The organism is Cryobacterium zongtaii (assembly GCF_002909375.1).
In the GTDB taxonomy this organism is placed as follows: domain Bacteria; phylum Actinomycetota; class Actinomycetes; order Actinomycetales; family Microbacteriaceae; genus Cryobacterium; species Cryobacterium zongtaii.
In genome coordinates, this window is sequence record NZ_PPXD01000026.1 from 162,109 (window position 1) to 184,924 (window position 22,816).

Sequence of the window (22,816 nt, forward strand, 5' to 3'; positions counted from 1 at the left end):
CTAGAGCCACTTCTCGGCAAGGTGCTCCGCCACGACCCGGCGGATGGTGCCGGTACTGCCGCGCAACACGATGCTCTCGGTGCGGATCTTCGGCCCCATCTTGCGCACCCCGCCGACCAGCTGGCCGTCGGTGACGCCGGTGGCGACGAAATAGGTGTTGTCGCTGGTGACGAGGTCGTTCACGCCCAGGATGCGGTCAAGGTCGTGGCCGGCGTCGATGGCCCGCTGTGCCTCGTCGTCGTCCTTGGGGTGCAGCTTCGCCTGGATGAAACCGCCCAACGCCTTCAACGCGCAGGCGGTGATGATGCCCTCCGGGGTGCCGCCGATGCCGACGCACATGTCGATCCGGGTCTCGGTGATGGCCGCGTTGATGCCGCCGGCCACGTCGCCGTCGAGCATCAACCGGGTGCCGGCGCCCGCCGCGCGCACCTCTTCGATCAGGCCGGCGTGCCGCGGCCGGTCGAGGATGGCGATGGTCATGTCGGACACATCCTTGCCCTTGGCCTTGGCCAAGGCGCGAATGTTCTCGCCGATCGGCTGGCGCAGGTCCACGACGTTGTGGCCCTCCCATCCGGTGACGATCTTGTCCATGTAGAACACGGCACTGGGGTCGTACATGCTGCCCCGGTCGGCGACCGCGATCATGCTCAGTGCGTTCTGGCGCCCGTTGGCGGTGAGTGAGGTGCCGTCGATGGGGTCCACCGCGATGTCGCAGGAGGGCCCGCGCCCGCTGCCGACGTGCTCGCCGTTGTAGAGCATCGGCGCGTCATCCTTCTCGCCCTCGCCGATGACGACGACGCCGTCGAAATCGACAGTGCCGAGGAATTTGCGCATCGCGTCGACGGCGGCACCGTCTGCGGCGTTCTTGTCGCCGCGGCCGATGAACGGCACAGCGCGGATGGCGGCGGCTTCGGTGGCCCGCACCAGCTCCATGCCGAGGCTGCGGTCGGGGTGGAGGTAGAGAGAATCGTGTTCAGTAGTCACTGTGTATTGGTGTCCTTCGAGGTCGTATGTGGGTTGCTGAGGGACGCGCCGGAACTACGCCGGTACGGGGCCAGCATACCCAGCGTGCCTAGAGCGGGACCTTGTACCCCGAGCGCTCACACAGAAGCCCTCGCTAGACTTGACGGACACCCCCGCTCGATTTCGAGGAGAAGCAATGCCCATCGCAACCCCAGACCAATACGCCGAAATGCTGAACAAGGCCAAGTCGAAGGGGTTCGCGTACCCCGCATTCAACGTCTCCTCCTCGCAGTCCATCAACGCCGTTCTCCAGGGCCTGACCGAAGCCGGCTCTGACGGCATCATCCAGGTCACCACCGGTGGCGCCGACTACTTCGCCGGTCACACGGTCAAGAACCGTGCCGCCGGCGCCCTCGCGTTCGCCAAGTTCGCGCACGCCGTTGCTGACAACTACCCCGTCACCGTGGCCCTGCACACCGACCACTGCCCCAAGGGTGCGCTGGACGACTTCGTACTGCCCCTCATCTCGGCCTCCGAGACCGCCGTCGCCGACGGCTTCAACCCGATCTTCCAGTCGCACATGTGGGACGGCTCGGCCATCGCGCTCGACGAGAACCTCGAGATCGCCAAGGGCATCATCACCCGCACCAAGGCGATCAACGCCATCCTCGAGGTCGAGATCGGCGCCGTCGGCGGCGAAGAAGACGGCGTTGAGGGCGACATCAACGACAACCTGTACACGACCTTCGACGACACCGTCAAGATGATCGAGGCCCTCGGCCTCGGCGAACAGGGCCGCTACATGGCCGCCCTCACCTTCGGCAACGTGCACGGCGTCTACAAGCCCGGCAACGTCAAGCTGCGTCCGGAGCTCCTTGCGGAGATCCAGGCCAGCGTCGCCGCCAAGTACGGCACCAGCGCACTGCCCCTCGACCTCGTCTTCCACGGTGGCTCGGGATCGACCGATGCCGAGATCGCCGAAGCCGTCGCCAACGGTGTCGTGAAGATGAACGTCGACACCGACACCCAGTACGCGTTCACCCGCGCCATCGCCGACTACATGCTGAAGAACTACGACGGCGTGCTCAAGGTCGACGGTGAAGTCGGAAACAAGAAGCTGTACGACCCGCGCGCCTGGGGCAAGGTTGCCGAGACGGCCATGGCCGCTCGCGTTGCCCAGGCCACCCGCCAGCTCGGTTCCGCCGGGCACTCCAACAGCTAGTTCAACAGAAAACACCGGATGACGATGGCAGAGAACGCTTCAGACCAGACCCCGGCGGTCACCCCGCCGGTGGACTACCGCCCCCAGCCCCGCTACGGCGAGCTGGCTCCGGAGGGCTGGACCTGGACGCCGCCGCAGGACGAACCCGTTCCTGCGGCCTCTGCCGCCGCATCCACCACGGTGACGCCGGCCCGGGCGACGCGGGGATCGGCCGAACGGCCGGCCTCCGCGGCGCCAGGTGCGGTGCCGGGAACGGCGCCTGCCTGGGACCGACCCCTCACCATCAGCCTGCTGGTCTTCGGGCTGCTCGGCGCCTACTTCACCATCTCGATTCTCGGCAGCCTGCCGCAGGCCCTGGCGATGCTCTATTCGCAGGCCGAGCTGGGTGAGTACACCGTGACGGACTCCGTCAACGCGATCATCACCGGCGGCAGCATCGGCCAGGCCGTCGTCTGGGTGGCCGCGGCCGTCTCGTCGATCCTGCTGCTGCTGCGCGGACGACGCGCGTTCTACGTTCCGATCATCGGCGGCGTCGTCGCGTTTGTCCTGCTGGTCGCGGCCGTGGCCGTCGTGCTGGCCGGCGACCCGGCGTTGCTCGAGTACCTCAGCCAGCCATAAGGCCCGGCCAGCCGCCGACTACTCCGGTCGACTGACCCTGCCCCCGAGCGCACGCGCGTCGGTCTTGCCCTGCAGGTCTTTGCGCAGCTCCTTGGGCAGCGAGAAGAGCAGGTCTTCCTCGGCGGTCTTGATCTGCTCCACGTCGCCGTAGCCGGCGCCGGCCAGGTCGCGCAGCAGTTCCTCGACGAGTTCCTCGGGCACGGATGCTCCGCTCGTGACGCCCACGGTGTTCACGCCGTCGAGCCACTCCTGCTTCACTTCGTTGGCGTAGTCCACCCGGTAGGCGGCCTTCGCGCCGTACTCCAGCGCCACCTCCACCAGGCGTACCGAGTTGGACGAGTTCGCCGACCCCACCACGATCACCAAATCGGAGTCGCGGGCGACCTTCTTGATGGCCACCTGACGGTTCTGGGTGGCGTAGCAGATGTCGTCGCTGGGCGGGTCCTGCAGGTTCGGGAACCGGGCCCGCAGCCGGCGCACCGTCTCCATGGTCTCGTCAACGCTCAGCGTGGTCTGCGACAGCCAGACCACCTTGTCCGGGTCGCGCACGACGATAGTGTCGGCCTCGTCCGGGCTGCCGACGAGCGTCGTGTGCTCCGGCGCCTCGCCGGCGGTGCCCTCGACCTCTTCGTGGCCTTCGTGGCCGATCAGCAAGATCTCGAAGTCGTCGCGGGCGAAGCGCACAGCCTCGCGGTGCACCTTGGTGACGAGCGGGCAGGTGGCGTCGATGGCCGACAGGCCGCGGGCGGCAGCGGCGTTGACCACCGCCGGCGACACGCCATGCGCGCTGAAGACGATATGCGAACCGGTGGGGACCTCATCCACTTCTTCGACGAAGATGGCGCCCTTCTTCTCGAGTTCGCTCACCACGTGGGTGTTGTGCACGATCTGCTTGCGCACGTAGACGGGCGCCCCGTACAGTTCGAGGGCCTTCTCCACCGCGATGACGGCCCGGTCCACGCCGGCGCAGTAGCCGCGCGGGGCCGCGAGCAGCACCTTTTTCGGCCCGACCACCGGGGTATCCTTGAGCCTGTTGCGCAGGCTGGGAATTCTGGGCATGCCAAGGCCGATCACGGGCGCATTAGTACTGGTACTCACCCGAACAGTCTAAGCGGGCATGTCTGAACGGACCGTGCGAGCCCTCAGCAGACCAGGAGACCCATGAACGCAGTCACGATGCCCGCCGCGGGCGACGAGCCGCCCACTGTCGACGCCCCCTGGCCCGTCGCCGTGCTCTCCAACAAGATCCGCGGCTACATCGAACGGCTCGGCACCGCCTGGGTGGAGGGCGAGATCGTGCAGTGGGGCACCAGCGGCGGCAACGTCTACGGCAAGCTCAAGGACCTCTCCGTGGATGCGACGGTGAGCTTCACGGTCTGGTCGTCGGTGAAGGCCCGCCTGACCGGTGACTTCAAGCAGGGCGACAGGGTCATCGCCCTCGTCAAGCCCAACTACTGGGTCAAGGGCGGCTCCCTCACGATGCAGGTCTTCGAGCTGCGCCACGTGGGGCTCGGCGACCTGCTGGAACGGCTCGAACGCCTGCGCGCGCAGCTCAAGGCCGAGGGCATCTTCGACGCGTCCCGCAAACGATCGCTGCCGTTCCTGCCGCACCGCATCGGGCTGGTCACCGGCAAGGACTCCGACGCCGAGAAAGACGTGCTCCGCAACGCCCAGCTGCGCTGGCCGGCCGTCGACTTCAGGGTGGTGCACGCCGCCGTGCAGGGCGACCGGATGGTCGGTGAGGTCACCGCGGCCATCAGGGCGCTGGATGCCGACCCCGAGGTGGACGTCATCATCGTCGCCCGCGGCGGCGGCGACTTCCAGAACCTGCTCGGCTTCAGCGACGAGTCACTCGTGCGCGCCGTCGCGGCCTGCACCACCCCGGTGGTCAGCGCCATCGGCCACGAGGCCGACCGGCCGCTGCTCGACGATGTCGCCGACCTCCGCGCCTCGACTCCCACCGACGCGGCGAAGCGGGTGGTGCCCGACGTCTCCGACGAACTCAACAGGGTGCAGCAGGCACGGGCGCGGCTGAGCAGCCGGCTCACCGGTATCCTCGCCACCGAAGTCGACAGGCTCGGCCAGTTGCGCAGCCGACCGGTGCTCGCCGGCGCGGACTGGATCATCGACAGTCGTTCGCAGGACCTCACCCGGTACGTGGCGCGCGGCACCGAGCTGATGCACCGTACTCTCGAACGCGCCGGTTCCAGCGTGGTCGAGTTGCGCTCCCAGCTGCGCGCCCTCTCCCCCCAGGGCACCCTCGACCGCGGCTACGCCATCGTGCAGCTGCCGGACGGCCACGTGCTGCGCTCCAGCGACCAGGCCCCGGCCGGCACCGAGCTGCGCATCACCGTGGGCGTTGGCACCGTGCCCGCGGTCTCGAAATAGATGGAAAGAAATAGGATGGATGACATGACTTCGTCCGCAGCCCCGACTCCGACCACCGCCGGCACCGTCCCGGCGGTCGACTCGCTCAGCTACGAGCAGGCCAGGGACGAACTGATCCGTGTCGTCTCAGTGCTCGAGCAGGGTGCGTCCACGCTCGAGGAATCCCTGGCGCTCTGGGAGCGGGGCGAGGCCCTCGCCACCCGCTGTGAGGAATGGCTGATCGGCGCCAAAGCACGCCTGGATGCCGCCCGCGGCGCGGCCACCGCGGAATGAGCCGCAGTCCCCGCCCACCGCGCGTCGTCGCGGAGCTCGGCCGCCCGGAGACCGCCGAGGAACGCGCTAGGCGGCTGGCAACCAACTCCAAGAACTACCGGTCCCGCAAGACCATCAACAACCTCGTCTACTCGCTGTTGGCGACCCTCGGCGCGGTCATCGTGCTGGTGCTGATCGTGCCCCGCAGCGACACCCCGATCAATCGCGAGGTCGACTACACGAGCGTCGCCGAACAGGCGCAGTCCGGCGTCGAGGAACCGCTCGTCGTGCCCGTGCTCCCACCCGGCTGGAGTGCCAACGCCGCCCAGTGGCGCCAGGGCGGCAACGACGGTGTCTCGAGCTGGTACCTCGGCCTGCTCACCCCCGAGAATGAGTTCATCGGGCTCACCCAGGCCGTCGACGCCAACCCCACCTGGCTCGCCGACCAGCTCGAAGACGTCGAGCCGACCGACACCATCACCATCGCCGGTCTGGACTGGGCTGTCTACCGCAATCCCGCGCCGGCCGCCGACCGGGGCAACTTCGAATCCGCCCTCGTCACCGAGGCCGGCGACAGCAGCTATCTCCTGATCGGCACCGCCACCGACGAAGAGCTGACCGTGCTCGCCGCCGCCGTGGCCGAGCAGATCAGCACCGAACAGAACGGCTCCAGCGAATGACCGACACACCGACTCCGACTCCGACACCGGCCCAGGTCTGGAACGACCTCGCCGCGGGCAACGAACGCTTCGTGGCGGGCACACCGCAACATCCCCGGCAGGACGTCGACCGTCGCGCCGAGACCGCGTTCGTGCAGAACCCCATGGCCGCCCTGTTCGGCTGCAGCGACTCCAGGCTCGCCGCCGAGATCATCTTCGACAAGGGCCTGGGAGACCTGTTCGTCGTGCGGAACGCCGGCCAGGTCATCTCCGATTCGGTGCTCGGCTCACTCGAGTACGCCGTTGCGGTGCTCAAGGTGCCTTTGATCCTGGTGCTCGGCCACGACAGGTGCGGCGCGGTACGAGCCGCCATCGACTCGCAAGCCGAAGACGCCGAGGCCCTGCCGCCGCACATCAACAGCATCATCGAGAAGATCGTGCCGGCGGTGCGCCGCGTCAATGGACCCGAAACCGGTCCGCTCGACCCCGACGATGTGGACGCATCCGCCGTGGGCCGGGAACACCTGCGCGACACCGTGGCGGAGCTCGTGCAGCGCTCCGAGATGATCAGCGCCGCGATCGCAGAAGGTACATTGGCTATCGTCGGTGCGAACTACAGGCTCCTCGAGGGCCGCGCAGATCCTGACCTCGTCGTCGGCGTCGTCTAGGAACTCTCGACACCGACCGGCAACCCGCATGAATCGAAAGGTATGACACACCGTGGTGGACATTTCAGCTGAAACAGAATTCCGGATCGAACACGACACGATGGGCGAGGTCCGGGTTCCCGCCGACGCGCTCTACGGTGCGCAGACGCAGCGGGCGGTCGAGAACTTCCCGATCTCCGGATCCGTGCTCGAGTCCGCCCAGATCGCGGCCCTGGCCCGCATCAAGAAGTCGGCGGCCCTCGCCAATGCCCGTCTCGGCGTGCTCGACTCGAACATCGCCGACGCCATCGCGGCAGCCGCCGACGAGGTCATCACCGGTCGATACGACGCCCAGTTCCCCATCGACGTGTACCAGACCGGCAGCGGAACCTCGTCGAACATGAACATGAACGAGGTGCTCGCCACCCTCGCCACCCGCCGCCTGGGCAGCCCGGTGCACCCCAACGACCACGTGAACGCGTCGCAGTCCTCCAACGACGTCTTCCCCACCTCGGTGCACATCGCCGTGACCAGCGCCCTCATCGACGACCTCATCCCGGCCCTGGATCACCTCGCGGTCGCGTTCGAGGCCAAGGCCGAACTGTGGGCGACCGCGGTCAAGGCCGGCCGCACCCACCTGATGGACGCCACCCCGGTCACCCTCGGCCAGGAATTCGGCGGCTACGCCCGCCAGATGCGCCTGGGCATCGAACGGGTGCGCACCGCGCTCCCCCGCGTCGCCGAGGTGCCGCTGGGCGGCACCGCCGTCGGCACCGGCATCAACACGCCGGCCGGTTTCCCGCAGCTCGTCATCGAGCTGCTCTGCGACGAGACCGAGCTGCCGATCACCGAGGCCATCGACCACTTCGAGGCCCAGGCCAACCGTGACGGCCTGGTCGACGCCTCCGGTGCTCTGCGCACCATCGCGGTTGGCCTCACCAAGATCTGCAACGACCTGCGCTGGATGGGCTCCGGCCCCAACACCGGCATCGGTGAGCTGAGCATCCCCGACCTGCAGCCGGGCTCGTCGATCATGCCCGGCAAGGTCAACCCGGTCATCCCGGAGGCCGTGCTCATGGTCTGCTCCCGCGTGATCGGCAACGACGCCACCATCGCCTGGTCCGGCGCCTCCGGCGCGTTCGAACTCAACGTGGCCATCCCGGTGATGGGCACCGCGCTGCTCGAGTCGATTCGGCTGCTCACCAACGGCGCCCGGGTGCTCGCCGACAAGACCGTCGACGGCCTCGAGGCCAACCTCGACCGTGCCCGCGCTCTGGCCGAATCATCGCCGTCGATCGTCACCCCGCTCAACCGGGTGATCGGCTACGAAGCCGCCGCCAAGGTGGCCAAGCACTCCGTGGCGCAGGGCCTCACGGTGCGCGAGTCGGTCATCGACCTGGGCTTCGTGGAACGCGGCGAGGTCACCCTCGAGCAGCTCGACACGGCCCTGGACGTCCTGAGCATGACCCGGCCGCCCCAGGCGCGCTAACCCGTACCGCGAAAGCGGCGAACCGGTTGCTTCAGCTTCGCTGAGGCAACCGGTTCGCCGCTTTCGTGGCCCTATGCCAGCTCGTTTCCCTCCAGCATCTCGGTGACCAGGGCGGCGATGGCGCTGCGCTCGGACCGGGTGAGGGTCATGTGGGCGAACAAGGGGTGGCCCTTCAGCGTTTCGATCACACTCGCGACACCGTCGAAGCGACCCACGCGCAGGTTGTCGCGCTGGGCCACATCGTGGGTGAGCACCACCCTGGAGTTCTGTCCGATCCGGCTGAGCACCGTCAGGAGCACGTTCCGCTCCAGCGACTGCGCCTCGTCGACGATCACGAAGGCGTCGTGCAGGCTCCGACCACGGATGTGGGTCAGCGGCAGCACCTCAAGGATGCCGCGCTCGACGACCTCCTCCAGTACGTTCTCGCTCACCAGTGCCCCGAGGGTGTCGAACACCGCCTGGCCCCAGGGACCCATCTTCTCCTGCGCGTCACCGGGCAGGTAGCCGAGCTCCTGGCCGCCCACCGCGTACAGCGGCCGGAACACCATGATCTTGCGGTGCTGCTGCCGTTCCAGCACGGCTTCCAGGCCGGCGCAGAGGGCGAGCGCCGACTTCCCCGTCCCCGCTCGACCTCCCAACGACAGGATGCCGATCTCCGGGTCCAGCAACAGGTCGATCGCCAGGCGTTGCTCGGCCGAACGGCCGTGCAGGCCGAACAGGTCGCGGTCCCCGCGCACCAGGCGCAGCTCGCCCCGCCCGGTGACCCGGCCGAGGGCCGAGCCGCGGTCGGAGTGGATCACCAGGCCCGTGTTGACCGGCATGTCCTGCACCAGGCGGGTCTGCAGGGACTCCTTGTCGTAGAGGTCGTTGACCTGCTCGGCGCTCAGGGTGATCTCGTCCATGCCCGTCCAGCCGGAGTCCACAGCCAGCTCGTGCCGGTACTCGTCTGCGGTCAGTCCGATCGAGGCGGCCTTCACCCGCAACGGCAGGTCCTTGGACACCACGGTGACGGCGAGTCCGTCGTTGGCCAGGTTCATGGCCACCGCGAGGATGCGCGAGTCGTTGTCGCCCAGCTGCAACCCGGAGGGCAGCACCGACATGTTCGAGTGGTTCAGCTCGACCCGCAGGCTGCCGCCCTCCCCCACCGGGATGGCGAAGTCGAGTCGTTCGTGCTTGACCCGCAGTTCGTCGAGGTAACGCAGCGCCTGCCGGGCGAAGTAACCGATCTCCGGGTCGTTGCGCTTGGACTCCAGTTCGGTGATCACCACCACCGGCAGTACGACGGAGTGTTCGGCGAACCGGAAGATCGCCTTCGGATCGGACAGGAGAACCGAGGTGTCCAGCACGAAGGTGCGCTCGGTTTGGTCGACCCCTGACGATGTGTGTTCTGCGTTCAGGTAGTCGGTTCGATTAGCGGTCACAACCACTCCCACCCCGCACCCGGGGGTGCGGATTTGTTGGCGAGCGGCCACAAGCTTTTTCTCGAGCCGTACTTATGTGGCCGTCTCGATCAGGTGCCATACCTGATGAGATGAACGTACGTCGAGTGGCTGGGAATTGGAAAAGCGACACGCCCAACGTCACGAGACGTTAACGTTCGTCGGACGGGTGCCGGCTAGGTCAGTATCCGGCGGCGGCGGCGTACGCCGTGAAGGCGCCGCGCAGCATGTCGACGGTCTCGTCGGCGAGGTGCGCGTGCACGCTGAGCCGCACCGTGCCGCCCCGGGTCGTGACCGTCACGCCATGGTTGTGCAGCGCGGCACCGAGCGCGGTGAGACGTTCCGCGGGCGGTACGAGTACCACCAGGCCGGCCCGTTCCCTGGCGTCCCTGGCGGAGAGCACCGGAATGCCGAACTGGTCGGCCAGGTCGATCAGTCGCTCGACGTTGGCGCACACCAGGGCCTCGATGGCGGGCAGGCCCGCGGCCTGGATCTCCTCCAGCGCCGTCGCGAACCGGGCCTGGGCGATGCCGTCCCCGTTAGTCACCCCGAACGCCGACGCCGCGTGTGCCGGCGGCGGCACCTGGTCCCACGGCTCGGTGACCTCGGTGCCGGTGAATCCGGAGACAACCGGGGTGAGCCGTTCCACGGCGCGGTCGCTCAGGGCGAGGAAGCCGGTGCCCCAGCCGGCCCTGACCCACTTCTGGCCGCCGGAGGCGACGACATCGGCCGCCTCGTAGGCGGCATCCACGACCCCGAAGCCCTGGATGGCGTCGACGATGAGCAGCCTGTCACCGATGACCTGCCGGATGCCTTCCAGGTCGGCCCTGAAGCCCGTGCGGGAATCGACGAGGCTGACGGCGACCGCGACGGTGGTCGGTGTCAGCTGGTCCCGCACCTGCCCGGGAGTGACCGCTCCGGCGCTGTTCTCGCCGCCGTCGGTCGTGAGCCACTGCGGCGTCGCCACGTGCAGGGCCTCCGCGGCACGGCTGGCCGCGAACGGCAGGCTCGGAAAGTCCGCCGGTGACAGCAGCACGTCACCGGTCAGGCCGAACATGGCGTGCATGAGGCCCATGCTGGTGTTGGGTTGGGACACGATCTGGTCGGCCCTGAACCCCAGGCCCGCGGCCACGGCGGTGCGCATCCGTTGATCTTGCTCGCCGAAGTGGCCGAGGCTGCCGTGTCGGGCCCTGGCCAGGATCTCGGTCTGGCCGCGCGTTTCGGCGACGACGGCGCTGGACATGGGGCCGATACGGCCGTAGTCCAGGTAGCCGGGGTCTTCGGTGAAGCCGTTCAGGTAGGCGGCGAGGGGCGTCTCGACCGCGCTCACCCGCCGAACCTGCGGTGCCGTTTGGCGAAGTCGCGCAGGGCCCGCAGGAAGTCGACCTGGCGGAGGTCGGGGCCGAGGGCCTCGACGAAATAGAACTCGCTGTGCGCGCTCTGCCAGAGCATGAAGTCGCTGAGTCGCTGCTCGCCCGAGGTGCGGATGACGAGGTCGGGGTCGGGCTGGCCGCCCGTGTACAGGTGCTGGCCGATGAGTTCGGGGGTGAGGGTCTCGGCGAGGTCCTCGAGAGTGCCGCCGTGGGCATGGTGGGTGGCGACAATGCTGCGCATCGCGTCGGTGATCTCGGTGCGGCCGCCGTAGCCGACGGCGAGGTTCACGTGCAGGCCCGTGTTGGCGTGCGTGCGGGCCTCCGCGGCGGACAGGGCGCCCTCCAGGGGCCCGGGCAGGCACTTCTTCGACCCGACCTGCTGCACCTTCCAGTCGCGGTAGTGCGACAGGTCCTCGGCGAGGTCGGCGATGATCTCGAAAAGGGCGTCGAGTTCCTCGGTCGGACGCTGGGTGAGATTGTCGGCCGAGAGCAGGTACAGCGTGACGACGGAGATGCCGAGATCGTCGCACCACTCCAGGAATTCGCGCATCTTCGCGGCCCCGGCCCGGTGGCCGTGGGCGGCGGAGTCGTAGCCGAGCTGTTTGGCCCACCGGCGGTTGCCGTCGATGATCATGGCCACGTGCCGCGGCAGGACCGCCGCGGTCAGCCCGCGACGCAGCCGACGCTGGTAGACCCTGTAGAGGAGTCCGCGTCCGAGGGAGAATTGCCGCATCTGCACACAGTTACGCTAGCTCAATCCGGCCCGCGTTCGCGCCGCGGCGCCGCCGAGGCTGCCGTATCCTGACAGCATGGCCGCTACGGATGACATCCCGAATCTCCCCCTCCTCGAAGACGAGATCGAGCATCCGGTTCCCGAAAAGCCCACCTGGCGGGGCTGGATCCACGCCGGCACGTTCCCGGTCACCATCGTCGCCGGCATCATCCTGCTGCTCGCGGCGGACGGCCCGGCTGCTAAATGGAGTTCGGCGGTCTTCGTGGCCAGTTCGATGCTCCTGTTCGGCAACTCGGCGCTCTACCACCGCTTCAACTGGCAACCGCGCACCCGCATGGTGCTCAAGCGCATCGACCACGCCAACATCTTCCTGCTGATCGCCGGATCGTACACGCCCATCACGGTGCTGGCGCTGCCGCCGGACAAGGCAGTGCTGCTGCTGACCCTGGTCTGGGGCGGCGCGATCCTCGGCATCGCGTTCAGGGTGTTCTGGATCAACGCCCCGCGCTGGCTGTACGTGCCGCTCTACCTCGCGCTGGGCTGGGGCGCGCTGATGTTCATCGTCGACTTCTTCCAGGCCGATGCCCTGATGATGACCCTGATCATGGTCGGCGGACTCTGCTACTCGGTCGGCGCCGTCGTCTACGGTCTCAAGAAGCCCAACCCGATTCCCGGGGTGTTCGGCTTCCACGAGATCTTCCACTCGCTGACCGTGGTGGCGTTCCTCTGCCACTGGTTCGCGATCCTGATCATCGCCACGCATCCGCTGTACCCGTAGGCGGGTACCCACGAACTCAGGCTTCCGGCGTGTCCTTCTTCTGGGCGGCCAGCGCGTCGCGTTCGGCGACCTCGGCCTGCAGCCGTTCCTGCATCTCCGCACGGTACGTGGTGCGGCGGATGCGGCGGGCCAGGTCCATGCCCAGCAGCAGGGTCACGGCCGCGACGAAGAAGATCGCGAAGAAGCCCCACGGGCCCGGCGTGACGGTGTCGGGGTTGAACTCGGGCGCCGGGGTGTTGGACAGGATGAAGCTGACCACGGGAGAGTACATCCCGCTCACGCGTCGTCCCTCACACCACTGAAAAGATCGGATTCGGGCATGTTCGTGTCAACTTTCGATTCGACGAGTTGGAAGTCCTCGTAGGGCCAGGCCTTGCGCACCATGTCGTTGGGCCAGAAAAAGAAACTGCTCGTCGGCGACACCTGGCTGGCGTGTGACCGCAAGGCATCATCGCGCACCTCCAGGAAGTCCCCGATCGGCACGTGCGTCGTGGCCAGGTTCGGGTACTCGCTCATCCGTTCCCTGGCGCTGGCCAGCGGTTCGAGCAGATCGGAGTCCGGTTCGGTGATGCTGAGCTCGAGGTACATGGCGTCCATGCGCTCGAGGTTGAAGATGCGGTCGTAGTACAGCTTGTCGATCTGCCACGGCGCGCCGGCATCGGGATACCGGTCGGCGTCGGCCGCGGCGCGGAACGCCTCGACAGAGACCTGGTGGCAGCGAATGTGATCGGGGTGCGGGTAGCCGCCGTTCTCGTCGTAGGTGATGAGCACCTGGGGACGGAAATCGCGGATGATGCGCACCAGTGGTTCGGCCGAGTACTCCAGCGGCACGTCGGCGAAGGAGTTCTTGGGCACCCCGCCGTCGTCGGCCATGCCGGAGTCCTGGTAGCCCAGCCACAGGTGTTGGATGCCCATCGTCTGCTGGGCCGCCGCCATCTCCAGGCGGCGGAGGCCGGCGAGGTCGCGCTCGGCCATGGCCACGTCGGCCAGGTCCTCGTTGAGGATGCTGCCGCGTTCACCGCCCGTGCAGCTCACGATGAGAACCTCGGCGCCGAGGCTTCGGTAGTACGCGTACGTCGCGGCGCCCTTGCTCGACTCGTCGTCGGGATGGGCGTGCACTGCCAAGAGCCGCAGGGTCATGAAACTCCTCAGAAATGCCAGCTAACCTAAGGTACAAGCCTAATCGTTGAACCGTGAGTGTGGAGTCTGAGTGGCCGTGAGCAGCAACCTCGACGAACGCTATGGGCGAACCCCCGGAAGCACCCGCCGCGACCGCCGGGTGCTGTGGGTCGTTGCCGGCCTCTTCGCCCTGATCCTCACCGGATGGGTCGTCTGGGCCGGCCTGGACGGCGCGGGCCCGGAGATCGAAGCCAGGGACACCAGGCACCAGATCATCGACGACAACAGCATCAGCGTGACCTTCGAGGTGTCGCTGCCCCCGGAGAACGCCGCCAGCTGCGCTGTGCAAGCGCTCAACGAGTCGTTCACCGTGGTGGGCTGGAAGGTCATCGATCTGGCGCCGTCCGCCGACTACACCCGCTCGTTCACCGAGATCGTGAAGACGACCGAGTTGAGCAACACCGGATTGATTTACCGCTGCTGGTTGACCTAGAATGATGTATTCGCCCTGACAGAAGTCGGGGCGTCCGCTGTATGTCGTGACGTACTAGGCCGCGATGTTCTAGGACGTGACGTGTCAGGCCGTGACCTGCCCAGCGACGAACGGCCGCTTCCTGCGGCACCATCGGCGCACTATCTGCCGGCGCACCACCGATCAGCACGAGAAGGAGAGAACCATGACTACCGAAACCTCGGTCACCTGGCTAACCCAGGAGGCCTATGACCGCCTCGCTGCGGAGCTGGACACTCTCAGCACTGTTGCTCGGGTGGACATCGCCAACAAGATCGAGTCCGCGCGGTCGGAGGGCGACCTCAAGGAGAACGCCGGCTACCACGCGGCCAAGGAGGAGCAGGGCAAGATGGAGGCGCGCATCCGCACCCTCACCCTGCTGCTGCGCACCGCAGAGGTGGGCCACGCCCCCGAGAGCAAGGGCGTCGTCGAGCCCGGAACCGTCATCACCGCCACCATCGCCGGTGACGAGAGCCGGTTCCTCATCGGCAGCCGGGAGATCGCCGGCGACAGCGACCTGGACGTGTACAGCGAGAAGAGCCCCCTGGGCGAAGCCATCATCGGGCTCAAGGTCGGCGCGAAGACGAGCTATGAGACCCCCAACGGCAAGCAGATCGCCGTGGAGATCCACCTCGTGGAGACTTTCACCGGCTAACTGCCCCTGTTGACACGAACGGCCGGCTGCTCACCCAGCCGGCCGTTTTTGTGTGCCCGGTCTAGTCGGTGCGGGGATCGTACCCGGCGGCGCGCAGGGTGTCGACGACGTGCTGGCGGTGTTCGGGGCCGCGGGTCTCGACGCTGATGTCCAGCTCGACCTCGCTGATCTGCAGGCCGGCGCCGTGGCGGGTGTGCAGGACCTCGATGACGTTGGCGTGCGCCTCCGCGAGCAGCTCGGAGATCCGGGCGAGCTGGCCGGGACGGTCGGGCAGCATGATCCGCAGCTTGAGGTACCGGCCGGATGCAGCCAGGCCGTGGCTGATCACGCGCTGCATGAGCAACGGGTCGATGTTGCCGCCCGAGAGCACCGCAACGGTGCGGCCGGTGTTCGTGATCTTGCCGGCCAGGATGGCGGCGACCGAGACGGCTCCGGCCGGCTCGACGACGAGCTTGGCCCGCTCGAGGAGCACCAGGATCGCCCTGGCCATGTCGTCCTCGCTGACGGTGACGATCTCGTCGACGGCGTCGCGGATGATGGCGAAGTTCAGCAGGCCCGGCTTGGCCACGGCGATGCCGTCGGCCATGGTCGGGGTGATGTCGATGGCGAGGGCCTCCCCCGCGGCGATGGACGGCGGATACGCCGCCGCGTTCTCTGACTGCACCCCGATGACCCGGATCCGACGGTTGTGCCGTGCCGAGTACTGCTTGAGCACACTGGCCATGCCGGAGGTGAGCCCGCCGCCGCCGATCGGCACGATCACGGTCTCGAGGTCGGGCATCTGGTCGAGGACCTCGAGGCCGAGGGTGCCGGCGCCGGCCACCACATCCGGGTGGTCGAACGGGGGAATCAGGACCGCGCCGGTCTCGCGGGCGTACTCGGCAGCGGCCAGGAGCGGCTCCGCGACCGTGTGCCCGCGCAGGATCACCTGGGCGCCGTAGTCGCGAGTGGCCTGCAGCTTGGGCAGCGCGACGCCGACGGGCATGAAGATGGTCGCCTCGATGCCGAGCTCTCTGGCGGCGAACGCCACCCCCTGGGCGTGGTTGCCGGCGGAGGCGGCGACGACGCCGCGAGCCTTCTCCTCGTCGGTGAGCTTGGACAGCCGGTGGTACGCGCCGCGGATCTTGTACGATCCGGTGCGCTGCAGGTTCTCGCACTTGAGGAAGACCGGTGCACCGAGGATCGCCGAGAGGTAGCGGGAGCTTTCCATCGGCGTGACATCGGCCACCCGCGACACCACGGTGCGGGCGGTCTCGAAGTCGTCGAGGGTGGGGCCGGCCAAGGTTGTGTCGGCACGGGCTGCGCCGGCGAGAACTGCGGGGGTGTCTGTCATGGACGGGTCTCTCTTACTCTGCTCTCGGTGACGGCGACTGTGCGCTGCGGCCGGAAGCCCGGCCGCTGCGGAATCGTCTGCCACAGAATGGAGCCGGGTGCAGCGCCGGCCGGCGGCACTCCCCCGCGCCAGGCACCGCTATGGATGTAGCTGATCATAACGTTCAGCACGGCAGCGACGGGAACCGCGAACAGGGCGCCGGGGATGCCGGCCAGCAGCGCACCGGCCGCCACGACCAGCACCACGCCGAGCGGATGCACCTTGACGGCGGTGCCCATGATCAACGGCTGCAGCACATGGCCTTCGATCTGCTGCACGAGCAGCACCACCCCGAGCATCAGCAGGGCCACGAACCAGTCGTTGAAGATCAGCGCAATCAGCACGGCCACGGCGCCCGTGGCCACGGCGCCGACGATCGGGACGAACGAGCCCAGGAACACCAGCACGCCGATCGGGATGGCCATCGGCACTCCCAGGATCGCGGCTCCGGCGCCGATGCCGATCGCGTCGATCGTGGCGACCAGGATCTGCACCCTGGCGAAGTTGCCCAGGGTCGTCCAGCCGGCCGCGCCGGCTCCGGCGACGGCAGGTCGCGCCCGGCGGGGGAAGATCCGGACGATCCAGTTCCAGATGCCCTTACCGTCGATGAGGATGAACAGCAGACTGAACAGGGTGAGGAGCGCACCCGTGGCCAGGTGCCCCAGCGACGACCCCAGCGACAGGGCGCCGCTGATGAAGATCTGGCTGTCGGCCTGGAGGGCGTCGACGGCCTGGCTGAGATAGCCATTGATCTCGGCGTTGCTCAGCTGCAACGGCGACGCCGCCAGGACCTCCTTGAGGTTCGCGTACGACGCCGCGAACCGGGCGCTCAGCCCCACCGAGCCGGCGGCGATCTGCGTGACGGCCAGCGTCACGAGACCGGCGATCACCGCGAGGGTGCCGACCAGAGCCGCCGCGACGGCGAGCCCCTTGGGCCAGTGATGCCGGGTGAGGAAGCCGACCAGCGGTACGAGCAGGGCGGACACCAGCACCGCCACGAGCAGCGGGATCACGATGAAGCGCAGCTGCACGATGAGGTACAGCAGCACGGCGATCACGGCGGCGATCACGAGAAGACGCCACGCCCACGCGCCGGCCAGGCGGATGCCCGCCGGGATGTTCTCGTCCACGCCGTTGGTCTCCGGCTGCACCGGCGTGAGGACCGCCGTGATAGGCGCGGTCGAGGGGGTCGTTCGGAGTTTACGCCGGCGGCCGAACCAGCCGGGACTTCCCGTGGGTGTGCTCACCGAACCAGTCTAGGACGGCGTGGGAGCGCGGCGGCGAGGTCCTGCACAGCTTCCACCGGGACGGGTGCGCCGGCAAAGCGCACCAGCACGCTCTCGCCCACCTGATGGCGGTCGCGGACGTCGTGTTGCACCACGACGGTGCCGCCCTGCTCGAGTTGCACGCTGGTGCGGCGCAACGAGCCGAGGAAGCTGGAGACCAGCACGATGCCGGCCAGGCTCATGCCTGCCGGAGCATCGCCTGGCGTCCCGGCCGTGACCAGCGTCAGGTCCTCTGGACGCACGAAAACCCGCACCGGCCCATCCGCGTGGGACGGGTCCAGCAGCGGCAGGACCACCCCGTGCACCTCGGCGAAGCCGTGCCGCACCGCTCCGGGCAGCCGGTTGCTCAGCCCCACGAAATCCGCGATGAACGGCGTCGCCGGCCTGGTGTAGAGCTCCTCCGGCGTGCCCACCTGCTCGATCCGGCCGTCCCGCATCACCGCGACCCTGTCGGCGACGGCGAGGGCCTCGTCCTGGTCGTGCGTCACGAAGAGGGTGGTGATGCCCAGTTCGGTCTGGATGCGCCGGATCTCATCGCGCAGCTGCACCCGCACCTTGGCGTCCAGCGCCGAGAGCGGTTCGTCGAGCAGCAGCACCCGGGGCCGGGTGACCAGCGCCCTGGCCAGGGCCACCCGCTGCTGCTGGCCGCCGGAGAGTTCGTGCGCGAACCGGCCGTAGTGGGCGTCCAGGCCGACCAGGGCCAGGGCCGCCGCCGCCCGTTCGCGGCGCTCCGCGGCCGGCACCCGGCGCATTCGCAGTCCGAATTCGACGTTCTCGCCGGCGCTCAGGTGCGGGAACAGCGAGTAGGACTGGAACACCATGCCCATGTCGCGGCGGCTGGTCGGCAGCCCGGAGACGTCGTCGCCGTTGATCAGGATGCGTCCGTCGTCGCAGCTCTCCAGGCCAGCCAGCACCCGCAGCGCCGTGGTCTTGCCGCTGCCGCTGGGGCCGAGCAGGGCCACGAGTTCGCCGGGCTGCAGGGTGAGGTCGAACTCGGTCAGCGCCAGGTGGCTGCCGTAGCGCTTGGCCACGCCGGCGAACTCGACGACGGTCTTCTGCTGAACTGGGGGCGTTTGGATGTGACTCATGACTGGTCTCCGCCGGAGGTCGGGGTGGTCGGGGTGAGGGTGGTCGGGGTGCGGGCCGGCCGGCGACGTTCGGTGCCGAGCCGGCCGATGGCCAGCAACAGCAGGAACGCCGCGAACAGTGCAAGCAGCGAGAGGATCACGGCGCTGTACGGGTCGTTCTTGCTGACCACGACGAGCGCGGTCTGCAGGTTGACCCGGCTCAGTAGCGACGCGATGGTGAACTCGCCCAGCACCACGGCCACGGCGATGAACGCGCCGGCCAGGATGCCGCGGCGGAGGTTCGGCACGAGCACCCGCACCAGCACACTGGCCCAGCCGGCACCGAGGGTGCGCGCCGCCTCGCTGAGCGTGCGCACGTCCACACCATCGAGGTTGGCGTGGATCGCCCGGTAGGCGAACGGCAGCACGGTGATACCGTACGCGAATGCCAGCGTCCAGACGCCGCTGCCCGCGAACCGGGCCAGCACGCTGAACACCGGGGCCAGGCCCACCACGAGCACGATCGCGGGGATGGAGATGGGCAGGATGCACACGATCTCCAGCGTGCGGCGCAGCCGGGGAAACCGGATGTGCACGAGCAACATCGTCGGCACCAGCAGCACCAGCACGATCACGACGGTGCCGACGGCCAGACCCACCGAGTTGCCGAGGGCGACCAGAACCGGGGCGTACTCGCCGGTCAGCCCGTTCTGGAACAGCTCGATCCATCGCTGGAAGTCGTAGCCGCCGACCAGGCCGCGCCGCAGGGTGAACTCGATCATCGCGAGGATCGGCACCGCGAAGACCAGGCCGACCCCGCCGAGGATCAGCAGCCGGGTGAGCCGACCGGGCGCGTGCGCGACGCCGCGCACCGACCGGAGACCCGCCGTCATCGCTGCCACCTCGCGGCGCGGGACGCCAGCTTGGAGTAGCCGAACATCACGACGGTCATCACCAGGATCATGCCCAGCGCCAGCGCGCCGGCGAGGTTCTCCCGGCCGAGCATGGTCTCGCTGGTCAGCGCCGACCGGATCTGCAGCGGCACGATCTGCGCGCCCTGGCTGGTGAGGGTAGCGGCGGTGGCGTACGAGGAGAACGCGTTGGCGAACAGGAGCAGCAGGCCGCCCAGGAATGACGGCGCCAGCACCGGCAGCCCGATGCGCAGCCAGTAGGTGCGCGTGCTGCCGCCGAGGGTGGCGTTGGCTTCCGCCCAGGTCGACTTGAGCGACGCGAGCGCCGGCATGAAGGTGATGATCATCAGGGGCACTTGAAAGTAGATGTACGGCAGCACCAGGCCGGGCAGTTCGTAGAGCCAGACCCCGTCGGCGAAGATGTCGATGCCCAGACGCTCCTGCAGCAGCAGGGTGACCATGCCCTGGATGCCGATGGTCGCGGTGAACGCGAAGGCGAGCATGGCGCCGCCGAACTGGGCGATGACGCTGCTGAGGGAATCGACGGTGGAGCGCAACGCCCCGTCCGGGCGGGCGCCGAGCAGGGCGTAACAGACCAGGGCGCCCACGACGGCGCCGATGATCGCGGTCAGCGCCGACAACCAGATCGAGCTGCCGAAGGCGGCCAGCACCACGGGGTCGCCGAGCGCGGCAACGGTGTCGAGGGTGAAACCGCCGTCGTTGCCGATGAAGCCGGTGCCGACGGCGATCAGGGTCGGCAGGGCCAGGAAGAGCAGCACATAAACCGCGAACGGCAGCAGCCCGAAGGCTGCTGCCGGCACACGGAACCTACTGGACAGCCGCGGCCCACTTTTCGCCGAGCAGCGTTGCCGCGGCTTCGCTCTGCGCGGCGGTCGGGACCACTGTGGTGTCCGGCACGGCGGGCAGGGCGTCGAACAGGTCGGCGTCGATGGTGCCTTCCGCGGCCATGGCGTCGGCGCGCGCCGGGCGGGCGCCTCCTTCGAGCCAGAGGTTCTGCGCTTCGTCGCTGTAGAGGAATTCCTGCCAGAGGCGCGCGGCGGCCGGGTGCGGCGCATCCACGTTGATCGCCTGGTTGTAGTAGCCGGCGTAGCCGGTGCCGGGGAAGACCACGACCTCCCAGTTGCGCTCACCCTCCAGCTGGGCGCCGTAGCCGACGTTGAGGTAGTCCCAGTCGAAGACGACGGGGGTCTCGCCCGAGGCGATGGTGGCGGGGGTCGGGTCGACCTTCACGAAGTTGCCGGCGGCGTTGAGGTCACTGAAGAAGTCGATGCCGGCCTGGAAGTCGTCCACCGAGCCGTCGTTCTGGACGGCGGCCATGCCGACGGCGGCGAAAGCCGCTCCGGCCTGGGTCGGGTCGCCGTTGATGGCGACCTTGCCCTTGTAGTCGGCGCCGAGCAGGTCGGCCAACGACTCGGGTGCGGGAACGGCGTCGGGGTCGTAGCCCACAGCCATGTATCCGCCGTAGTCACCCACGTACAGGCCGCTCTCTTCCTTCAGCGCGTCGGGGATGTCGGACCAGGTGGCCACCTGGTAGGGGGCGAACTGGTCGGTGTTGGCCAGGGCAACGGCCAGGCCCAGGTCGAAGACGTCGGGGGCGGTGTCCTGGCCGGCCAGGTTCTCGGCGGCCTGGATTTCCTCGGCGCTGGAGCCGTCAGGGGCGGCCTCGGTGATGGTGATCTCGGGGTACTTCTCGGCGAAGAGGTCCAGAACAGCGCCGTAGTTGGCCCAGTCCCGCGGGAGGGCGATGACGTTCAGGGCGCCCTCCTCGATGGCGGCGGCCTCGAGGCCGGCCAGGTCGCCGAAGGCGGAGATGCTGGTGGCGGTGGCCGCGTCGACGGAACCGTCGGTGCCGGTCGCCTCGGCGGTGCCGCTCGCGCAGCCCGTGAGGGTGAGAGCGACGATGGCTGTCGCGGCGAGGGAAGCGGCCAGGGTGCGGGTGGTAAGCAAGGGTCCTCCGTATGAGAGAGCAGGGTGATGACCGGCTGTACCGGTCGCTGCGAGACTAGAAGCGGCGGGTTGCGCAGGCACACCGCAGGGTTGAACGCGGCGTGAACGTCGGATGTCGCCGGCCGCCGGTAGGGTCGAGGCGTGCTCCAGACGATCTCGCCCGCCCTCGCCCGCCGTGTCGCCCTCGCCGCGCAGGGCTTCGGCCGCCCGGCCGCGCCCACTCCAGGCATCCGCCAGCTCGGCGCCCTCGTGGAGCGGCTCGGATTGCTGCAGATCGACTCGGTGAACGTCTTCGAACGCAGCCACTACGTGCCGGCGTTCAGCCGTCTCGGCCCCTACGACAAGGCCCAGCTCGACAGGTTGAGCACCGGCGCCAAGCCGCGGCTCACCGAGTACTGGGTGCACGAGGCGTCGCTGATCCCGGTGGATGACTGGCCGCTGTTCCGCTGGCGGATGCAGGCGTACAGGGACAAGGCCGCCGCCGACGACACCCACTGGTCGCAGGAGAACGCCCCCATGCTGGCCTGGCTGCGGGCCGAGCTGGCCGCCAACGGCCCCATGCGCGCCAGCGCGATCGAGCACGACGCCAACAAACGCAGCGGCCCCTGGTGGGGCTGGTCGGATGTGAAGATCGGCCTGGAGACGCTGTTCCGCTGGGGCGACGTGGTCAGCGGCGGCCGCCAACGGTTCGAGAGGGTCTACGCGTTGCCCGAGCAGGTCTTCCCGACCGCGCTGCTCGACCGCGAGGTGCCGGCCGCCGACGCGCACCGTGCGCTCATCGCGCAGGCGGCCCGGGCCCACGGCATCGGCACTGTGAAAGACCTGGCCGACTACTTCCGGTTGCGCACCGAACCCGCCCGCGCCGCCATCGCCGAGCTCGAGGATGCGGGTGAGCTGATTCCGGTCGAGGTTCCCGGTTGGGGCCGGGGCGGGGCCGCCGGCACCGCCTGGTTGCACCGGGACGCCCGGCTGCCCCGCCGGCTGGACGCCGCGGCGGTACTCAGCCCGTTCGACCCTGTGGTCTGGGAACGGGCGCGGGCGCTACGACTGTTCGGCTTCCACTACCGCATCGAGATCTACACCCCCCAGGAGAAACGGCAATTCGGCTACTACGTGCTGCCGGTGCTGCTCGGCGACACCATCGTGGGCCGTGTCGACCTCAAGAACGACAGGCAGGCCGGGGTGCTGCGGGTGCAGGCCAGCTGGGCCGAGCCCACCGCGCCCGCCGACACCGCCGCACGCCTGGCCGAGGTGCTGCGGAGCACCGCGGCCTGGCAGGGTCTGTCCGACATCGAGGTGGTCCCCCGCGGCAACCTCGCGGCCGCTCTCGCCGCGGAGATCTAGCGCCTGGGATCTAGCGCCTGAG

General features: G+C 68.6%; 24 protein-coding genes. 11 read left to right on the forward strand and 13 right to left on the reverse strand.

Going from position 1 to position 22,816, the window contains the following annotated elements; translation table 11 throughout:
* A complete protein-coding gene (gene glpX, locus C3B61_RS16150) occupies positions 1-933 on the reverse strand; it encodes a class II fructose-bisphosphatase (protein WP_174776216.1) in 933 nt (310 codons plus the stop codon).
* Between the two features lie 226 nt (positions 934-1,159).
* Here glpX and fbaA point away from each other — a divergent pair, with 226 nt between their 5' ends.
* Complete coding sequence (fbaA, locus tag C3B61_RS16155) at positions 1,160-2,185, forward strand: class II fructose-bisphosphate aldolase (RefSeq protein ID WP_088456697.1); 1,026 nt, start codon at positions 1,160-1,162, stop codon at positions 2,183-2,185.
* An 18-nt stretch (positions 2,186-2,203) separates the two neighbouring features.
* Complete coding sequence (locus tag C3B61_RS16160; protein WP_103461567.1) at positions 2,204-2,803, forward strand: DUF6264 family protein; 600 nt, start codon at positions 2,204-2,206, stop codon at positions 2,801-2,803.
* Positions 2,804-2,821: 18 nt separating this feature from the next.
* On the opposite strand, the gene C3B61_RS16165 is transcribed toward C3B61_RS16160, so the two are convergent.
* Positions 2,822-3,862 carry a 4-hydroxy-3-methylbut-2-enyl diphosphate reductase gene (locus tag C3B61_RS16165; protein WP_088458064.1) on the reverse strand — a complete coding sequence of 347 codons (1,041 nt, stop codon included), beginning with the start codon at positions 3,860-3,862 and terminating at the stop codon, positions 2,822-2,824.
* Positions 3,863-3,964: 102 nt separating this feature from the next.
* On the opposite strand from C3B61_RS16165, the gene xseA reads away from it, so the two are divergent.
* Genes xseA through C3B61_RS16190 form a run of 5 tightly spaced genes read left to right on the forward strand, consistent with a single transcriptional unit; the run spans position 3,965 to position 8,238 of the window.
* Positions 3,965-5,191, forward strand: a complete 1,227-nt coding sequence (xseA, locus tag C3B61_RS16170; protein ID WP_244285970.1) for an exodeoxyribonuclease VII large subunit — start codon at positions 3,965-3,967, stop codon at positions 5,189-5,191.
* A gap of 24 nt (positions 5,192-5,215) precedes the next feature.
* Positions 5,216-5,464, forward strand: coding sequence for an exodeoxyribonuclease VII small subunit (locus tag C3B61_RS16175; RefSeq protein WP_088458066.1), 249 nt, complete (start codon positions 5,216-5,218; stop codon positions 5,462-5,464).
* Complete coding sequence (locus tag C3B61_RS16180; protein WP_103461568.1) at positions 5,461-6,123, forward strand: DUF4245 domain-containing protein; 663 nt, start codon at positions 5,461-5,463, stop codon at positions 6,121-6,123. Before C3B61_RS16175 ends, C3B61_RS16180 begins: the two co-directional genes overlap by 4 nt.
* The gene (locus tag C3B61_RS16185) at positions 6,120-6,770 is read left to right on the forward strand and encodes a carbonic anhydrase (RefSeq protein ID WP_103461569.1); all 651 of its coding nucleotides are present in this window, start codon (positions 6,120-6,122) and stop codon (positions 6,768-6,770) included. Before C3B61_RS16180 ends, C3B61_RS16185 begins: the two co-directional genes overlap by 4 nt.
* Before the next feature lie 52 nt (positions 6,771-6,822).
* Positions 6,823-8,238, forward strand: coding sequence for a class II fumarate hydratase (locus C3B61_RS16190; RefSeq protein ID WP_174776212.1), 1,416 nt, complete (start codon positions 6,823-6,825; stop codon positions 8,236-8,238).
* A gap of 71 nt (positions 8,239-8,309) precedes the next feature.
* Here the strand turns inward: C3B61_RS16190 and phoH2 are convergent, their stop codons facing one another.
* The 3 genes from phoH2 to C3B61_RS16205 form a co-directional block, all read right to left on the reverse strand.
* Positions 8,310-9,659 (reverse strand): RNA 5'-3' helicase PhoH2, encoded by a 1,350-nt coding sequence (gene phoH2, locus C3B61_RS16195; protein WP_370289865.1) that lies wholly within the window; start codon positions 9,657-9,659, stop codon positions 8,310-8,312.
* A 199-nt stretch (positions 9,660-9,858) separates the two neighbouring features.
* Positions 9,859-11,007: an aminotransferase class V-fold PLP-dependent enzyme gene (locus C3B61_RS16200; protein ID WP_241990328.1), complete on the reverse strand. Its 1,149-nt coding sequence runs from the start codon at positions 11,005-11,007 to the stop codon at positions 9,859-9,861.
* Positions 11,004-11,783 carry an isoprenyl transferase gene (locus C3B61_RS16205; RefSeq protein ID WP_103429803.1) on the reverse strand — a complete coding sequence of 260 codons (780 nt, stop codon included), beginning with the start codon at positions 11,781-11,783 and terminating at the stop codon, positions 11,004-11,006. The genes C3B61_RS16200 and C3B61_RS16205 overlap by 4 nt, the downstream gene beginning before the upstream one ends.
* Before the next feature lie 76 nt (positions 11,784-11,859).
* On the opposite strand from C3B61_RS16205, the gene trhA reads away from it, so the two are divergent.
* A complete protein-coding gene (gene trhA, locus C3B61_RS16210) occupies positions 11,860-12,561 on the forward strand; it encodes a PAQR family membrane homeostasis protein TrhA (RefSeq protein WP_088456701.1) in 702 nt (233 codons plus the stop codon).
* A 16-nt stretch (positions 12,562-12,577) separates the two neighbouring features.
* On the opposite strand, the gene C3B61_RS16215 is transcribed toward trhA, so the two are convergent.
* Positions 12,578-12,832 carry a hypothetical protein gene (locus C3B61_RS16215; RefSeq protein WP_088456702.1) on the reverse strand — a complete coding sequence of 85 codons (255 nt, stop codon included), beginning with the start codon at positions 12,830-12,832 and terminating at the stop codon, positions 12,578-12,580.
* A 5-nt stretch (positions 12,833-12,837) separates the two neighbouring features.
* Positions 12,838-13,701 carry a mycothiol conjugate amidase Mca gene (mca, locus tag C3B61_RS16220; protein WP_174776312.1) on the reverse strand — a complete coding sequence of 288 codons (864 nt, stop codon included), beginning with the start codon at positions 13,699-13,701 and terminating at the stop codon, positions 12,838-12,840.
* 76 nt (positions 13,702-13,777) lie between these two features.
* Between mca and C3B61_RS16225 the strand changes: the two genes are divergently transcribed.
* Together C3B61_RS16225 and greA are read left to right on the forward strand one after the other, a co-directional pair.
* Positions 13,778-14,173, forward strand: coding sequence for a DUF4307 domain-containing protein (locus tag C3B61_RS16225; protein WP_165791203.1), 396 nt, complete (start codon positions 13,778-13,780; stop codon positions 14,171-14,173).
* A gap of 184 nt (positions 14,174-14,357) precedes the next feature.
* Positions 14,358-14,846, forward strand: a complete 489-nt coding sequence (gene greA, locus C3B61_RS16230; RefSeq protein ID WP_088456704.1) for a transcription elongation factor GreA — start codon at positions 14,358-14,360, stop codon at positions 14,844-14,846.
* Between the two features lie 61 nt (positions 14,847-14,907).
* Here greA and ilvA read toward each other — a convergent pair whose 3' ends face one another.
* Genes ilvA through C3B61_RS16260 form a run of 6 tightly spaced genes read right to left on the reverse strand, consistent with a single transcriptional unit; the run spans position 14,908 to position 21,450 of the window.
* Positions 14,908-16,179 (reverse strand): threonine ammonia-lyase, encoded by a 1,272-nt coding sequence (gene ilvA / locus C3B61_RS16235; protein ID WP_088456705.1) that lies wholly within the window; start codon positions 16,177-16,179, stop codon positions 14,908-14,910.
* A complete protein-coding gene (locus C3B61_RS16240; protein WP_240632225.1) occupies positions 16,176-17,465 on the reverse strand; it encodes an AI-2E family transporter in 1,290 nt (429 codons plus the stop codon). Before C3B61_RS16240 ends, ilvA begins: the two co-directional genes overlap by 4 nt.
* Positions 17,462-18,592 (reverse strand): ABC transporter ATP-binding protein, encoded by a 1,131-nt coding sequence (locus C3B61_RS16245; RefSeq protein ID WP_103461571.1) that lies wholly within the window; start codon positions 18,590-18,592, stop codon positions 17,462-17,464. The genes C3B61_RS16240 and C3B61_RS16245 overlap by 4 nt, the downstream gene beginning before the upstream one ends.
* Positions 18,589-19,464 (reverse strand): ABC transporter permease, encoded by an 876-nt coding sequence (locus C3B61_RS16250; RefSeq protein WP_103461572.1) that lies wholly within the window; start codon positions 19,462-19,464, stop codon positions 18,589-18,591. The genes C3B61_RS16245 and C3B61_RS16250 overlap by 4 nt, the downstream gene beginning before the upstream one ends.
* Positions 19,461-20,303, reverse strand: a complete 843-nt coding sequence (locus tag C3B61_RS16255; RefSeq protein WP_103461573.1) for an ABC transporter permease — start codon at positions 20,301-20,303, stop codon at positions 19,461-19,463. The genes C3B61_RS16250 and C3B61_RS16255 overlap by 4 nt, the downstream gene beginning before the upstream one ends.
* Positions 20,304-20,310: 7 nt before the next feature.
* Positions 20,311-21,450, reverse strand: coding sequence for an ABC transporter substrate-binding protein (locus C3B61_RS16260; RefSeq protein ID WP_088456709.1), 1,140 nt, complete (start codon positions 21,448-21,450; stop codon positions 20,311-20,313).
* 141 nt (positions 21,451-21,591) lie between these two features.
* On the opposite strand from C3B61_RS16260, the gene C3B61_RS16265 reads away from it, so the two are divergent.
* Positions 21,592-22,794: a winged helix-turn-helix domain-containing protein gene (locus tag C3B61_RS16265; RefSeq protein ID WP_103461574.1), complete on the forward strand. Its 1,203-nt coding sequence runs from the start codon at positions 21,592-21,594 to the stop codon at positions 22,792-22,794.
* The last annotated feature ends 22 nt before the right edge of the window (positions 22,795-22,816 follow it).